At 60.4% G+C, this 15,500-nt stretch carries 16 protein-coding genes; 3 read left to right on the forward strand and 13 right to left on the reverse strand.

Annotated elements, in window-relative coordinates; all coding sequences use genetic code 11:
- Positions 1-141 precede the first annotated feature (141 nt).
- Positions 142-1,239: a hypothetical protein gene (locus C3Y91_RS16665; RefSeq protein WP_130657021.1), complete on the reverse strand. Its 1,098-nt coding sequence runs from the start codon at positions 1,237-1,239 to the stop codon at positions 142-144.
- Positions 1,240-1,635: 396 nt separating this feature from the next.
- Here C3Y91_RS16665 and C3Y91_RS16670 point away from each other — a divergent pair, with 396 nt between their 5' ends.
- Positions 1,636-2,148: a hypothetical protein gene (locus tag C3Y91_RS16670; RefSeq protein WP_130693178.1), complete on the forward strand. Its 513-nt coding sequence runs from the start codon at positions 1,636-1,638 to the stop codon at positions 2,146-2,148.
- A gap of 112 nt (positions 2,149-2,260) precedes the next feature.
- On the forward strand, positions 2,261-2,464 hold the full coding sequence (locus tag C3Y91_RS16675) for a cold-shock protein (RefSeq protein ID WP_003550088.1): 204 nt from the start codon (positions 2,261-2,263) through the stop codon (positions 2,462-2,464).
- Between the two features lie 190 nt (positions 2,465-2,654).
- On the opposite strand, the gene C3Y91_RS16680 is transcribed toward C3Y91_RS16675, so the two are convergent.
- The 12 genes from C3Y91_RS16680 to C3Y91_RS16735 form a co-directional block, all read right to left on the reverse strand.
- On the reverse strand, positions 2,655-3,596 hold the full coding sequence (locus tag C3Y91_RS16680; protein WP_018073067.1) for an ABC transporter ATP-binding protein: 942 nt from the start codon (positions 3,594-3,596) through the stop codon (positions 2,655-2,657).
- A gap of 22 nt (positions 3,597-3,618) precedes the next feature.
- Positions 3,619-4,254 carry an ABC transporter permease gene (locus C3Y91_RS16685; RefSeq protein WP_168575598.1) on the reverse strand — a complete coding sequence of 212 codons (636 nt, stop codon included), beginning with the start codon at positions 4,252-4,254 and terminating at the stop codon, positions 3,619-3,621.
- A complete protein-coding gene (locus C3Y91_RS16690; protein WP_003550062.1) occupies positions 4,251-4,883 on the reverse strand; it encodes an ABC transporter permease in 633 nt (210 codons plus the stop codon). The genes C3Y91_RS16685 and C3Y91_RS16690 overlap by 4 nt, the downstream gene beginning before the upstream one ends.
- Positions 4,884-4,920: 37 nt before the next feature.
- Entirely contained in the window at positions 4,921-5,739 is an 819-nt protein-coding gene (locus C3Y91_RS16695) for a phosphate/phosphite/phosphonate ABC transporter substrate-binding protein (RefSeq protein ID WP_130718043.1), read from the reverse strand.
- A 6-nt stretch (positions 5,740-5,745) separates the two neighbouring features.
- Positions 5,746-6,750 carry an ornithine cyclodeaminase family protein gene (locus C3Y91_RS16700; protein WP_130693180.1) on the reverse strand — a complete coding sequence of 335 codons (1,005 nt, stop codon included), beginning with the start codon at positions 6,748-6,750 and terminating at the stop codon, positions 5,746-5,748.
- Between the two features lie 118 nt (positions 6,751-6,868).
- Entirely contained in the window at positions 6,869-7,756 is an 888-nt protein-coding gene (locus C3Y91_RS16705; protein ID WP_168575599.1) for a glycine betaine ABC transporter substrate-binding protein, read from the reverse strand.
- 114 nt (positions 7,757-7,870) lie between these two features.
- Entirely contained in the window at positions 7,871-9,376 is a 1,506-nt protein-coding gene (locus C3Y91_RS16710; RefSeq protein ID WP_024319719.1) for an HAL/PAL/TAL family ammonia-lyase, read from the reverse strand.
- Positions 9,373-10,140, reverse strand: a complete 768-nt coding sequence (gene hutC / locus C3Y91_RS16715) for a histidine utilization transcriptional repressor HutC (protein ID WP_130663322.1) — start codon at positions 10,138-10,140, stop codon at positions 9,373-9,375. The genes C3Y91_RS16710 and hutC overlap by 4 nt, the downstream gene beginning before the upstream one ends.
- Positions 10,137-10,988 (reverse strand): MaoC/PaaZ C-terminal domain-containing protein, encoded by an 852-nt coding sequence (locus C3Y91_RS38565; protein WP_024319717.1) that lies wholly within the window; start codon positions 10,986-10,988, stop codon positions 10,137-10,139. The genes hutC and C3Y91_RS38565 overlap by 4 nt, the downstream gene beginning before the upstream one ends.
- On the reverse strand, positions 10,985-11,791 hold the full coding sequence (locus C3Y91_RS16725) for an SDR family NAD(P)-dependent oxidoreductase (RefSeq protein WP_130673591.1): 807 nt from the start codon (positions 11,789-11,791) through the stop codon (positions 10,985-10,987). Before C3Y91_RS16725 ends, C3Y91_RS38565 begins: the two co-directional genes overlap by 4 nt.
- Positions 11,788-13,338 carry an acyl CoA:acetate/3-ketoacid CoA transferase gene (locus tag C3Y91_RS16730; RefSeq protein ID WP_018073058.1) on the reverse strand — a complete coding sequence of 517 codons (1,551 nt, stop codon included), beginning with the start codon at positions 13,336-13,338 and terminating at the stop codon, positions 11,788-11,790. The genes C3Y91_RS16725 and C3Y91_RS16730 overlap by 4 nt, the downstream gene beginning before the upstream one ends.
- Before the next feature lie 100 nt (positions 13,339-13,438).
- A complete protein-coding gene (locus C3Y91_RS16735; RefSeq protein ID WP_130690087.1) occupies positions 13,439-14,500 on the reverse strand; it encodes a YeiH family protein in 1,062 nt (353 codons plus the stop codon).
- 65 nt (positions 14,501-14,565) lie between these two features.
- Between C3Y91_RS16735 and C3Y91_RS16740 the strand changes: the two genes are divergently transcribed.
- A complete protein-coding gene (locus tag C3Y91_RS16740; protein ID WP_024319713.1) occupies positions 14,566-15,489 on the forward strand; it encodes a LysR family transcriptional regulator in 924 nt (307 codons plus the stop codon).
- The last annotated feature ends 11 nt before the right edge of the window (positions 15,490-15,500 follow it).

Here is a 15,500-nt window from a genome sequence, read left to right on the forward strand (position 1 = left end):
GTACTCCCGGTTCGGCAACGGGGTATTACCTACCATCCGCAAGTTTTCTTGCCGGCAAGTGTGCAGCCGACGAAAACCGCCAAGTTCGAAGATACCGGTCTGCGGCAGACCGGGAAGCTCGGCAACAGACGGGTTCAACCTCTATTTCCAACTCGTGTAATCGTCGGCTACGCAACCAAACGGCGCGCGCCCCTCGCCGAACCTCTTCTTGAGCTGCTCGCATCCCCACTCGTTCAACGGCGCCGGCATGAGATTGTTGATGTCCATGCCAGGCGATTGGAATGGTGTCGTGGAGGTGGTGACGTACCAAAGCCAGAAGCCGATCGCACCGACGAGGATCAGAAGCAACATACCGAAGAAAAGCTGCAACCGCCTCCAGATCGATACCCCCGCCTGCTTGGGTTCTCCGATCAAAACCGGCACACCTCCATCGCTTTCTTGCTGATACGCGAAAGGTGCAAGAGCGGTGTTGCGCTCATCATCCGTAAGGTTCACGCGCTGCAGACGATCGTCCAGAAGCACTGGCAGGGCAGTATTGCCGTGCCTGACAGCCAGTCCGATCGCTTTGCCATTGGCTTCACCGACGATCAGAGGCTCCTCACCATTCTTCATGCGCGTGTAAACCGATCGCCCGGTTTTGTCGTCGGCAATCTTGTCGTTGTAGGTAATGGAAAGGACGCCGCGTTTGCGGTCGAATGCGGTGATCTCGACCGGGACAGGGGTCAGCATGGCAGGCCGAAGCAATTGGCCCTTAACCCGCCAAATGCGGATACCGAGAAAGATCATCCCGAGGCCCATGCCGCCAAGCAGGACGGCGAACACAGTAAGCGTGATGATCCGGTTCCAGAGCATGTCCAGACCCAGGCTCATCGTCGCAAGTTCCGGATGATCGGCTGATATCACAAGACCGGTTTCGTAGTCGCCGGTATGGAAATCGACGAACATGACCTCGACTTCGGTGTCGTAGTCTCGTCCACCGTAGCTGTAGACAAGGCGTGCCTCGCAATCGGTAAAGACTGCCTTGCGTGTCGTGCATCGCCCGTTTTGCACGTCGCCATTTTCGAGGGTCAAAGGGTTCTGGCTGATCTGGAAATCGCGGATCACGCCCGGTGCTTCCGAGATGAATAGAAAGACAGCCAGTGCCAGGATGATGGGCGTTGCCCAAAAGTAAGCATTCGGCGTAGAGATGACGTTGCGCGCCAACGAGAGCGGGCGACTAGGAAGAATAAGCGAAGACAATGGCGTCGACCCCTCATATGTGACAGCGCGGTGGGCTGGCAAAGTTTCAGGCCATCTGCACAGCAATTCAAAACGCTACAACCTCCTTTGCGCGTCTCAAAAGACGCGCGGCGCTGTAGCGGAATTGACGCCATTTCAGCCGGCTTGCACAATCTCATTGTGTAAGACCGATCTAAATGCTCAGGCGGGTGATCGGCAATCCCTTTCAACGTCCGTAGGTAGCAATGGTATGTTGATCCTGTTGAAAACGTGCGGCCTGCGGCGAGCGGATGGTTGCGAACGCGGTCGAATGCTTTCCACACGGAACTAAGTCACTGCCGAACGGTTAAATGGTACCCTCTCCTCGATCAGCGGAGCGTCATGATGCGGATGTTACGCGGTCCGAAAGTTAATCACATGCTTAAGGTCCTTGTATGCGCGTTCGCCGTTGCGACGGCGTCGATAGCTATGGCTGGCGCCGCCAACGCCGACGAATCGGCCTTTCTGAAAACACTGGCGGGAAGTTGGAGCGGTAAGGGGACGGTGAAAGTGCGGATAAACGCACCCACCATTAACGTCACCTGCCGTTTCAAGTCGGATGCGAATGAAAGCTCCCTCGCACTCAATGGACGCTGTACCAGCCTTGTCGTTTTTTCCCGCGTCATCAGCGCTAACCTCAAGGCCAGCGGTGACACGTACACTGGCTCCTACGTGGGGGCGGGCACCGGCACCGCGGGGCTTGGCGGAAGGCGCGAGGGTAACGCCATAAGCCTCGCGATAAGATGGGCGAAAGAAGTGAATGGCGATCGACGTGCCCAGATGACGATCGAAAAAACCGGAGCGTCGGGAATGCGTCTCACAACCGTCGACACCGACCCTGCTACAGGTCGATCGGTTGTTACCAGCCGCATTGAACTTCGTCGGAGCTGATGTCTTTTTGCGTTCAAAAAGCCACCAGTGTGCTAAAGGGTTGATACAGAAGCGCCGAAGCTATAGTTTCGCCTTCGCAAATCGTCGAACGATACAAGGAAATATTTATCTCATGCCGACAGGTACCGTTAAATTCTTCAATGACGACAAGGGCTTCGGCTTCATCACCCCTGAGGGTGGCGGGCAGGACGTTTTTGTTCACGTGTCTGCGCTTCAAAGCGGCGGGTCGCTCCGCGAAGGCGACAAGGTCAGCTTCGAAGTTGGACAGGATCGCAAGACCGGAAAATCGAAGGCTGAGAACGTCTCGACCCTCTGATCGAATCGAAGATGGCCCAGCCCGCGTTGAGCGGGTTGGGCTTGTCGTCACGGCGACCTGCAATGTCGCCCTCTTCCGCAAACGACTCCAGCCGGAGCGTTTCCGCTTTTTGCGTGCGTCACGGAAACGTTCCATCTTATTGTTTTGTGCATTTCCGGGCGCAAGACCGCTGCGCACTTTGCTGGATGCTCTAAAGCCGATTGGCGCGCAATAGGGTGTCACGAGACAAATATCCCGCAAGCGTCCCATCGGCGGCCCTGACGTGCAGGCCCGGCATCTCACCGGAGAGGATGAGCGCCAAGGCGTCGTGAACCGTGGCGTCAGCGGCGATCTCGGCATCGCCGTTGGACGGTTCCGGCGCGGTCATGATCATCGATACGGCAATCAAGCTTAGCCTTTTTATGGCTCGGTCGGGGCCGAGGAAACTCTCGACGAATTCATTGACGGGACGCGCGAGGATTTCCTGCGGGGTATCATACTGAAGGAGGCGGCCATCCCGCATGATGGCGATGCGATCACCCATTTTGATTGCCTCATCGAGATCATGGGTAACGATGACGACGGTCTTCTTCACCTTCCTGAGAATATCGCGGAATTCGTCCTGAAGCCGAACGCGGGTGATTGGATCGATCGCGCCGAACGGTTCGTCCATCAGCATGATTGCAGGGTCGGCGGCGAGCGCGCGCGCGAAACCGACGCGCTGACGCTGCCCTCCCGACAATTCGTGTGGCAGGCGCTGTCGCATGATGGCCGGATCAAGCCCCACGAGATCCAGCAGCTCGTCGACCCGGCGATCGCTGCGCGCCTTTTCCCAACCGAGAAGCCGCGGCACGGTTGCGACATTGCGCGCGATCGACATATGCGGAAACAGACCGACTTGCTGGATGACATAACCGATGCTGCGGCGCAGCTCTTTCTGATCGACCCGGGCGATATCTTTGCCATCGACCAGCACACGTCCCGCCGTGGGCGTTTCCAACTGATTGATCATGCGCATGGTCGTGGTCTTGCCGCAGCCCGAAGGGCCGATCAGGGCAACCGTCGTACCGGTCTCGATCAGGAGATCGAGATTGTCGACCGCATGCTGGCCGCCGCCGTCGTAATTCTTCGTAACATGGTCGAGATGAATCATCCTGATATCCGCTTTCGGCCGCTTAGCGCCGTTGAGTGAAGACGCGCTCCAGGGCGCCGAACGCCAGTTCCGCAAAGATCGCGAGCAGCGCTATCGGGACCGCTCCGACGAGAAGGCGCGGCATATTCATGATCGCAATGCCGGCATTGATGAAATCGCCAAGCCCGCCGCCGCCGATGAAGGAGGCCAGCGCCGCCCCGCCGATGACCTGGATGGCACTCGTCCTGACGCCTGACAGAATCGAGGGAACGGCCAGAGGAAGTTCGATCTCCCACAGCATCTGCCCGGCGCTCATGCCCATTCCATCGGCCGCATCGATCACCGAGGCGTCGATCTCGCGGATGCCGATGATCGTGCTCAACAGCAGCGGCGGCACGGCAAGGACGATGAGAGCCACCACCGACGGCAACAATCCGATGCCGAGAAACGGCATCGCCGCCGACAGGATCGCAAGGCTCGGTATGGAGCGCAAGGCGCCGGCAATATTGACCACTGCAAAGGCGGCGCGAGGTGCCCATGCGACGGCAAATCCGAGTGGCACGGCAATAACGAAAGCGATGCCGAGCGATAGGACGCACATCAGAAGATGGCGATTGAAAGCATTGAAGAAGGCGCCGGAGTTGTTGAAGATCCAGCTGAATGCATCGATAACGATCATGCTGCTTTACCTCCACTGCGCCGGCGCAGCAGCTTTTCGAACGATGCAAAACAGTAGTCGGCAAAGAGCGCCAGAAATGACGTCAGCAGCCCGCCGGCGATGATCTTTTCGGGAAACCGCTGGTCGATGCCTTCGAAAATGATGACGCCGAGCCCGCCGGCATTGATATAGGCGGCAACGGTCGCAATGCCTATGACCGTCACCATGGCAATGCGGATACCGCCGACGATATAGGGCATCGCCAGCGGCAGCTCGACTTCCCAGATCCGGCGCGCCGTGCCGTAGCCCATGCCATCGGCAGCTTCGAGTATGTCACGCGGAATTGCCTGAAACCCCATGCCGATATTGCGGATCAGGATCATCAGCGAGTAGGCGGCAAGACCGGTAATGGCGGGTGCCGCCCCGATCCCCATGATGGGAATGAGAAGCGCAAACAGCGCCAAGCTCGGCACGGCGAACAGGATACCGGTGAAGATGATGATTACCGCGAAGCTTCGCGGCCGCCTTGCCGCCCATATCCCGACGATCAGTGAGATCACCAGGGCAATGCCCACCGAGGAAAAAACGAGATACAGGTGCTCCAACAGCGCTTCGAATAGTCGGTCGAGGTGTTTAGGGACCCATTTCATCGTCGAGACCTTCGCGTCCGGGCGCTCGTTCGCCTGTCTACCATGAGATCCCCAATCTGCGATCGGCGTCGTCGGCTCTCTGCGGCAGGACATCGTAGGCGGACGGAGTGACCGCCGAAAATCGTCTGAGGCCGAGCCGTTCCAAAACCGCCGTTCCCCCAGGCGTTTCATGCAACGTCACGAGGCCTTGCTGTAATGCTGTGGCGATGTCCGCGGGCAATGTCTGCGCGGCAACCAATAGCGGCGCGGGAAGCGGATCGGTCGTCGCCAGAATACGAAGGCCATCGATCGCGTCGCGCTCGTGCATCGACAACAATTGGAAGGCATAGGCGTCGATCGCGCCCGCATCGATCCTGCCATCCTTGAGGGCTGCGACGATGCCTGAGGGGTTGAGCAGCGGTCCGACCGTCGTGCTCTGCTTCATCGTGCCCGCAAATCGGTCGGCAAGGTAGGAGCGCGCCGCGTGGTAGCCCGATTGGGAATCGCGCACGGTCCAGCCCCAGCGTGCGGCAGCGAGATCCGCCACCGCGTTCACCGGCCCGGTGGAGGCGACGAGGATGTGGCTGGCATAGAGCGGCTGGTCCAAAGACCATGCTTCGCTCGAGACGGGTGCAGCAAGGACAGCCGGTCTCGTGTCCTCGGGCATGCGTGAAAACGGATAGCCGCACATGAAGACCGCTCCCATGTCCGGCCTCGCCCATAACGCCGACAAGGGTGCTGGTGCGGCATGGGCGATGATCTCGAGCTCGACGCCGGACCGTAGGCTGACGAGCGCAAACAGCGCGTCCCACAGGCCGCGAATGCGCGGGCTGAGATTATACATTCTCGAACAGGCGATTGGCTTGGACATGACCATGGCTATCTATGCGAACCGCAGGCGCTGGCCGATATTCATCTCCCTGGCCTTCTCCACCATGGCAGCGCCGAGCGCTACGTCGGTCGTGCTGAGGCCGCGATGCCAGAACAGGATCGTCTCCTCGTCGCTCTCGCGGCCGGGTTTCATGCCGGAGACGATCTGGCCGATTTCGGCATGCAAGTTCTCGGCCGTCACCTTGCCCTCGTCGACGTGACGGCGAAGCGCTCCGAACGGCTTGCCGGGCCCGCATTGTCCCCAATCGTCGACGACGACCTTGTCCATGATATCGGTGAGATCGAATTCAAGCGCGCTCATCGTGCCATAGGGCACGACGAAGGCCCCCTTCTTCACCCATTCCGTCTTGAACAGCGGTTCCGGTTCCGGCAGGCGGCTCGCCTCGACCATGATATCGGCGCCCTTGAGGCAATCCTCCCAATTGTCGGTAACGATGATCTTCTTGCCGAGATCCGCCTCAAGACGCTTTGCGAAGGCATCGCGACTTTCCGGGCGGCGCGAATGCACGCGGATTTCATCGAAGTCGAAGAGATGATCGAGAAGGCGGACATTCCAGTACGAGGTTCCGCGGGCACCGATATGGCCGAGAATCTTGCTGTTCTTGCGGGCGAGATATTTTGCGCCAAGGGCGGTCACGGCGCCGGTGCGCATGTCGGTGATAGCCGTTGCGTCGATGATGGCCTTCGGCACGCCCGTGTTCGGATCGAACAGGTTGAGGACCGCAAGCTCCGAGGGCAGATCGACCTTATAGTTGTCGACGAAATCGCCGACGACTTTGACGCCGGCATAGTTCAGCGCTTTGACATAGCCGCGAAGCACGTTGAAATGGCCCTTGTCGGAGCTCTCCGGCACAAGATGAACACGCGGCTCGATGACGGTTTCGCCCCTGCCCTGCGCATCCAGCGCTTTCGACACCGCATCGAGAATCTCGTCATTCGTCAGCGCCAGCGCCTTGGCATCGAGGGCGTTGAGATAATCGATCCAGATTTCCTGCATTTCCCGCTTCTCCACATTCCTGTCCAGCTGCTGAAGGGACGGATTTTTGAACAGACACCCTAAAGGGATCGCCACGCCAGATCGCGGCCGGATCGATACCCGGCCGCGGGCGTGACAATCATTTCGGCAGCAGGCCGTTTTCCTTGAGGAATTCGACCGCCACGTCCTTGGCTTCCTCGTGATCGGTCTCGACCTTGGCATTGAGGACGCGCATTTTCTCATTGTCGAGATGGGTGCCGACCGCTTCCAGCAGTTCGGCAACCTTCGGATTGGCCTTCAGCACGTCCTGGCGGACAACGGGGGCCACGTAGTAGGGCGGAAACAGACCCTTGTCGTCTGCCAGCGGCACGAGGTTCTTCGAGCCGATTTGCCAGTCGGTCGCGGCGCCATTGGCGACGTCAATGTCCTTTTGTTCCAGCGCGTCATAACGAAGGCCAAGCTTGGCAAACTGCTTGAACTCCTTGAACTGGGCGCCGTAGACACGCTTCAGGCCGGGCAGGCCATCGGCGCGGTCCGGAAATTCAGCGCCGCCGCCGAAGACCAGGGTCTTGGAAACCTTGGCGAGATCCGACAGGCTTTTCAGATTGTTGGCCTGCGCCGTTTCCTGCCGGACGACGATGACATAGCCATTGTTGATGCCGCTCGGCTTCAGCCAGGTGAGGTTGAACTGCTTGGCGTAGAAGTCCTTGACCTGCGTGTAGACCTTCTCGGCATCGGTCGACATCTCACCCTTGACGACAGAAGCCAGCGCCGTGCCGGTATATTCCGGATAGAGATCGATCTCGCCGGCCACCAATGCCTGGTGAGCAATCAGTGTGCCGCCGAGGTTGATCTTGCGCTCGACTGTGATGCCGGCATTTTCCAAAACGGCGGCGTACATTTCGGCGAGGATAAACTGCTCGGTGAAATTCTTGCTGCCGACTTTGATGGTCTCTGCGGATGCAGGCTGGAACATGGCGGCTGCCATGATGCCGGCTGCAAAAACGCCTTTTGTCCAATTTTTCATAGTCATTCCCTCTTGTTGACTTTTCAATGAACGGACTGACGGCATTCTCCTGAATGACCATCAGCATGACCGGTCGGCGCCCTGCCCTTCTTGCCGGGGCAGTGGCAAACCGGCTTATTGCGGGCCACGCCCGATCAATGCGGCAATCGTCGCAAAATCCGGCCCTTGCGCGCGATCCTCTTCAAGCGCCGGGACGTGGGTGCGGACAAAGGCATAGGCTTCCGCCGATCCCTTGCCCAATTCGCCTGAGACGCCTCTGAGCTCGACGGCCTGTACCGAAGCAATCAGTTCGATGGCGACCAGATAGCGCAGGCGCTCGACGATCGCCTGCGCCTTTGCCAAAACGCTCGGAGCCATCGATGCCTGGTCTTCGACGCCATCGGCGACAGGAATGGGCGAAAGCGAAACCGGCATGGCTAGATGGCGGATTTCGGCTTCCATGGCCGAGACGGTCTTTTGCACGGTCGCAAAACCGGTACGGCTCTGGCCCATCGGGGTCAGAAAGCGGGGCAGGTCGGACATGCCAGGCGACATGATCTTCATGATCCGATAGGCGGTGCCTGCCGCACAATGCGCCATCGCCTGCCCCAGCCTTTCCCAGGCGAGCACAAAAGCGGTCATGTCAAAATTGCCGTGTGAAAGAATGACGCCCTCGGATGCGATCACGACAGGATTGTCACTGGAACTGACGAGCTCTATGTCAGTCGCCTGCCTTGCCTCATCGATCGCATGCCGCAACGCGCCCCAAACCTGCGGCGTGCAGCGGTAGCTCAAAGGATCCTGCAGACGCCTTGCCGCATCGGCGGCAAGCAAGGAGCTGCCCGAAAGAAGCTCCATCAGCTGAGCGGCGACGCGGCGCTGCCCAAAGGCCGGTCTTGCAGCCAGAGCGCGGTCGTCGAAGGCACTGACATTGGCCCGGAACGCTTCGAAATTAACGGCAATCGCCTTCAGGGACCAATCGAAGAGCCGCTCGATATCCACAAGCGCCAAGCAGGCGAGGCCGATGGAGAGGCTGTTGGCCACAACAAGCGCATGCCCGTCCTTCGGCGCCAATTCGAGGGGCTTCAGGCCGGCCCTGTCAAGGGCGATGGCGGCCGGCAGCACTTCGCCGTCAAACTCGATCTCACCGAAGCCCAGAAGGCCCCGGCTCATATGGGCAAGCGGCGCCAAATCCGCCGCACCGATCGAGCCCAATGAGGGGACGACAGGATGGACACCGGCATTGATGGCGGCAATCAGACCCTGGAAGACTTTCAGCGAAACGCCGGAACCGCCCGCCGCCATGCCGGCGGCCCTGACGGCCATCATCGCCCGCATGGATTCCTCGGCAAGCGGCTCCCCGACACCGACGGAGCGGGCTTGCGGCACACGCATCTGGAACGCTACCAGATCTTCCGTTGCAAGTCGGGTATCGACCCCCGCCCCAAGTCCCGTCGTCAGGCCATAGACCGGCAGATCGCTTTCCGTATAGCGATCGACGACGGCGCGCGCGCCCACAATCCGGGCCTCGACCTCGGCCGATACCTCGATCCTTGCGTGACGACGGGCAATTGCTGCGATGTCCTCGATCGTCGGCGCCGCCGCACTGAAGATGATCGATGGAGAATTGGTGGCGCTCACTGTTTCTCTCCGAGAATGGCTACGGGCCGTGCGGGACCCTTGGTGGACCGTGCTTCCAGCCGATATTGCGCGCCGGGATAGTATAACAGCGCACAGGTCACGACGGCCTCGCCTGACCAAGTTCTTCGAAAGACGCGCAGGCAAGGGTGATCATTCCTGAGGCCGAGATATTTGCGTATGGCCGGATCCGGTTTGACGGCCTGGACGATATGTTCGAACGCCGTTATCGGAGCCACCTCCGTCAGATATTCGTGTGGCGTCATGCTGCGGAAGTCGGCCGACAGATAGTCGGGCGCGACCAGCGGATTGACGTAGCGCTCCTCGACCTGAATGGGCCGGTCGTTTTCCATGTGCACGATCAGCGAATGCATCACCTCAGCGCCGAGGATGAGTTCGAGCGCGTCGGCGACGTTGGCATCCGCCTTCATCAAGCCGGCCTTGACCACGATCGCCTGATGCGTGTGGCCCCGCTCCAGTATTTCGTCGGCTATGTTGCGGATTTGAAGCAGATCGACGTCGAGGTGCTTTGGCGACACGAAGGTTCCTATCCCGGCGGATCGCTTGAGAACACCCTCGAACATCAACTCCCGCAGCGCCCGGTTCGCCGTCATGCGGCTGACGCCGAATGCCGCCACCAATTCGCTCTCAGAGGATACCCGGTCTCCCGGCTGCAGCTTGCCCTCGGCGATCTCGGCCAGAATCTGCTCCTTGATCCTGATATAATGGCGCGCCTCGCCGGCGGCGGGTTTGACCGCTTTCGTCATGACAACCTCGCCATGCCATTGTCGAGGATGATCGCGCCGCGAGAAGCAACGAGGCCTCGGAAGCGAATCTCGGCATCGTTCCGCCACATCTGCACGGTGATCGTTTCGCCGGGAAAGATCGGCGCGCTGAAACGCGCCGCGATGGCGCTCAAGGCGCTCGCCAGGCTTGGATCGATGGCAGCGACAATGGCGTAACCCGCATAACCGAAGCTGCACAGCCCATGCAGGATCGGCCGGTCAAAGCCGCTTTTGCCGGCTGCCCGCGGGTCGACATGCAGCGGATTGAGATCGCCGTTCAGGCGATAAAGCAGAGCGGCGTTGTCAGGGATGTCGACATTGATTTCAAGATCCGGCGCTCTCTCCGGGACTTTCGACAAGGGTTCGGGCGCAGATCCCGCCGAACCGCACCCACCGTCGCCGCGGCACGCATTCGTCTGGACGATCGTCGCGATTGGCTCACCATCGTCCACGGTTGCGATCAAGCGCTCGAAGCTGACGAACATCCCTTTCTCAACGCCGCGGTCGACCACCGACAAGACGCGCGAGCGTGAGATCAGCGGCACATCGAGAGGAACCGGCCGATGGATCGTCAGGCGATGTTCGGAATGCACCAGACGCGCCCAGTCGACGCCTGTCTGCTGCATCCATGGGCCTGGATGCGCCACGATATTGGCAAGGGTCGGCGCGGTCACGAGATCGCGTTCATAGACGTAGTTCAATGTCTTTTCGTCGAGCGCGTTGGTGCCGTAGCCAACCGACAGGGCGTAAAGGATGGCATCCCTTGCGGTAACCACATGTGTCGCTTGCGGCACCGGGAAGTCGAGGATGGATTGGGCCGATAGCGTCACGATGCGGCTCCCCCGGATGTCGCGGGTTTGCGAGCGCCACCGGACAGGCGGATGCCGCCGTCAATGGAAAGCAATTCACCGGTGACGAAGTCAGCCCCCTGAACAAGCCAGACTATGGCGCCGGCAACGTCTCCCGGTGTCGCGACCCGGCCGAGCGGCGCGGTTTCCGAAAATCGCTTGGCAATGGCTCCATAGGCATCCGGCCCGAGCGTGTCGCGCATCCAGCGCGTATCGATGATGCCGGGGCAAACTGCATTCACGCGGATATCGGGACCGCAGGTGCGCGCCAAGGCCAAAGTCAGCGCATTGAGCGCACCCTTGGAGGCCGTATAGGCAAGCGAACTGCCGCCGCCGGTAAAGGCAACGTTGGATGAGACATTGACGATCGCACCGCCGCCGCTGTTCCGCATCGCAGGTATCGCCGCCCGGCACATCTGATAGGCGCCGATGACGTTGACACCGAAAACGCTCTGAAAATCTTCGGCCGACAGCGTCTCCAGATCGAAAGGATCGGATTTGACCGTCACTGCGGCATTGTTCACCAAGGCGTCGAGCCGTCCCCATCGATTGACGGCAATCGCGACCATCCGGCGGCAAGCCGCGTCGTCGGCAACGTCGGCTTGGACGATCTCGACCTCCGTGCCCAGACTGCGGCAGATATCGCCGGTCTCATCGGCCTCTTTTTTGCTGCGGCTGTAGTTGATGACCACCCGGGCGCCGCCCTCGGCGAATTGCTTCACGCATGCAGCCCCGACACCCGTTGCCGAGCCCGTGACGATGATGGCGGCTCCATCGATTTTCATGGGGCAAAGTCCTTCATGGCATGGGTCGAAAACAGGCGCACATCCATCTGCTTCAGCTGGTCCGACACCGCGATGCCCTTCGGCAGGCGGTCGAGAACATCGGCGGCAAGATCGATGCCGGGGGCAAACTCCGTCAGCGTCAAGCATCCGCCGATCACCCGAAAAACCGCCCGCTCAGTGACGACGAGCTGTGACTGTCCCTCCGGCGCAAAGGCTGGGCTCGAACTGATCTGGTCGACAGCCTCGACGATCTTGCAAAGGCGGCCGTCCTGGATGATGTCGAGCCTGCCGTCGGCAACTGCAATTTGCGCGCCGCCCGCCGAAAATGCGCCGAGATAGACAACATGCTTGGCTGTCTGCGAGATATTGGTGAATCCGCCGACCCCGACGATGGAATTGTTGAAGCGGCTGACATTGACCGCCCCATGCCGATCCACCTCGGCCATGCCGAGAAAGGCGATGTCCAGGCCGCCGCCGTCGTAAAAGTCGAACTGCGATGCCTGTGGGACGATGGCGGTCGGATTGACCGCGGCGCCGAAGGACAGCTCTTCGGCCGGCACGCCGCCGATGACGCCGGATTCGATCGTCACGGTATAATCGTCGAATCCCTCTTCGCTGGCGATACGGCCGATCCCGGCGGCAATGCCGATGCCGAGATTGATCGTCGGGCGGTTCAGCGGCGCCAGTTCCAGGAAGGCGCGTCGCTGAATAATCTTATCGACCGACAGCGGCGCCGGCTGCAGGCGGCTCACCGCCATCCGGACGCGCCCGGTATAGGCGATATTGTCCGTTTCAGCGAAACTGATGCCGTGCTGGGCCGGATCATCACAGACGACGACATAATCGACGAGCGCCGCCGGGATACGAACATCGTTGGGCTGCAGCGAGCCGCGCTCGGCAATCCTTTTGACCTGCACGACGACGATGCCACCGGAGTTTCGGCCCGCCTGTGCCATGGCGAGCACATCGAGCGGGAAGGCCTCGTCCTCGAGCGTGATGTTCCCGTCTTCGTCGGCCGTCGTTCCGCGCAAGAGCACGCAGTCGAGCGGCATCGACGGATAAAGCAGCCATTCCTTGCCGCGCAACGACACACGCTCGACAAGCGAACGCGGTGTCGTCGCATTCATGCGGCCGCCGCCATGAAGCGGATCCATGAAGGAACCGAGACCGATATGGGTGACCACTCCAGGCTGACCCGCCGCAATCGCCCGATAGAGTTGCGCGATGACGCCCTGCGGCCAGCAATGCGCTTCGATCTTTTCCTCGATCGCAAGCTTTCCAAGGCGCGGCGTTCCGCGCCATCCCCCGGCAATCACACAGGCGACCAGGCCTTCATAACCGAAGTGCCCCATGCCGCGCGTCTGACGATCGCCCGTACTGGCAGCGAACAGAAGCGTCAGGTTGCGGGGTTTTCCAGAGGCGAGGAAACGCTCCTCGACAGCGGCCGTAATGGCCTCGGGATGGCAGCATCCTCCAAAACCGGAAGCAGCGACAGTCATCCCGTCTTCGAGAAGATCCGCAGCTTGCTGTGAAGAGATGACCCGCATGACGATCTATGCTTCCGCCTAACCTGTATATACAGGCTAGCCGCTGATCGTTTGGAAGGCAACCGGATTCTTTGCAAGTATTTTGGGCATATCACCTCGATCAGACGATATTCAGCAGCCCGATCAGGCAAAGCCCGAGAGCCCCCAGCGCCAACAGCGACAGCGCCGCCGCTGCGAGGACACGACCGCCGGTATGGGCGACGGATCTGACATCGACGGAGAGGCCCAAAGCCGCCATGGCGGTGACGGTGAAGGCGGCGGAAACAGCCCCCATTCCGGGCAGCAGCGGCGCCGGGATCGCGTCGAGGGAACGAAGCGTCGCCATGGCTGCAAAACCGAGGATGAACCATGGGAGAACATGGCGGAGCTTGACTGGCGAACCGCCAGGACGGCGGCCATGAACTGCGCCGAGCACGAGGATGACGGGTCCGAGCATCATCACGCGGATCAGTTTGACGAGCGTGCCCACCTGGGTGCTGACGGCTCCGGCAGAGGCCGTGGCCGCCAAGACCTGCGGGACGGCATAGGCTGTCAGTCCGGCGAAAACGCCATATTGTACGGCGCTGAGACCAAAGAGCAGGTGAAGAAGCGGCAGCGTCAGCACGGCACCGATACCGAGCAGCGCGGTAAAGGCTATCGAGGCGGCGATATCGTCGGGTTTGGCGCCGATCACGGGCGCTGCGGCGGCAATCGCAGAATTGCCGCAGATCGAATTGCCGCAAGCAACCAACGTCGCCAGGCTGGCCGACAGCCCGAAGAGCCGCCCGATAACAAAGCTGCCGGCCAAAGACAGAGCAACCAGAACGGCAACTCCGCCGACAAGCGGCAATCCAGCCTGTCGGATGGCAGCCGTGCTGAGCGAGGCGCCGAGCAACACGACCGCAATCTCGAGCAGTGTCTTGGCGGCGAATTGGATGCCGGGAATGAAGGTCTGCGGCAGGCAGACCGAGGAGCGCACGGCAATGCCGATCAGAATGGCAAGCACAAGGCTCTCGATCCAATGCGAGCCGAAAACCATCATCTGCAGCTGTTCAACGAGATACGCAGAGAGCGTGACTGCCGCACACAGGAGGAGTCCTGGCAGGGCGGCAGGAAGCGACAGGGAACGTGAGGCGGAAACGATCATCGGCAAGACCTTGCGGAGGACCGTAATCTCCCACACTCGATTGTCGACTTCTATTGAATAGTATAGCATAGTTCATTCGCTAAAATCGAACGATTGAATCAATGACGTTTGAACAGCTTTCCATTTTCGTCGCGGTTGCGGAACGCGAGCATCTGACCAAGGCCGCGTTTGAGATCGGGCTCACGCCATCGGCCGTCAGCTCGGCTATCCGCAATCTCGAGACCTCCTATGGCGTCGAGCTTTTCCATCGCGTCGGACGCCGCATAGAGCTGACATATGAAGGACGGGTGTTTCTGGGGGAGGCTAGAGCGACGCTGGCGCGCGCAAAGGCCGCAGCACTCGTCCTGTCCGATCTCGGCGGCTTGCAAAAGGGTGAACTGGTCGTTTTTGCGAGCCAGACGATCGCCAGCTACTGGCTACCGGCGATGCTGATGCGTTTCAAGATCCGCTACCCGGGCATTGACCTGAAGCTGATGATTGGCAACACGACCACGGCGGCAAAAGCGGTTCTCGATGGATTGGCCGAAGTCGGTTTCGTCGAAGGCAGCGTTGATGAGCCGGCGCTGCATGTTCAGCCGCTTGCCGAGGACGAACTCCTTGTCGTCGTCGGTCCGCGCCATCCCTGGGCGCGTGGCAAACCAATTGCACCGGCAGACCTGGTTTCGGGCACAAAATGGGTCATGCGGGAAAAGGGGTCCGGAACCCGGTCGGCTTTCGAGGCGGCGATTTCCAATCTCGGCATAGACCCCGGAGATCTGGCTGTCGCGCTGCAACTGCCGTCGAACGAGGCGGTCATATCGGCAGCAAGGGAGGGCCTCTGCGCGACAGTCGTTTCGGGAGCCGTGGCCGCGCCACTCTTGACGCAAGGTCTGCTGGTAAAGGCGCGCTTCCCTCTGCCGTCCCGCCAATTTGAGATCCTGCGGCATAAACAAAGGCACTCCAGTCGTGCCTCGCTGGCGCTGGAAACCATTTGCCGCGAGGACAAAGCTGCCGAAGTCCAAAATTGGGATGATTGGGCGCTCTAGCTGATCCAAGC

The sequence above is a fragment of the Rhizobium ruizarguesonis genome, assembly GCF_012349115.1.
Lineage (GTDB): Bacteria > Pseudomonadota > Alphaproteobacteria > Rhizobiales > Rhizobiaceae > Rhizobium > Rhizobium ruizarguesonis.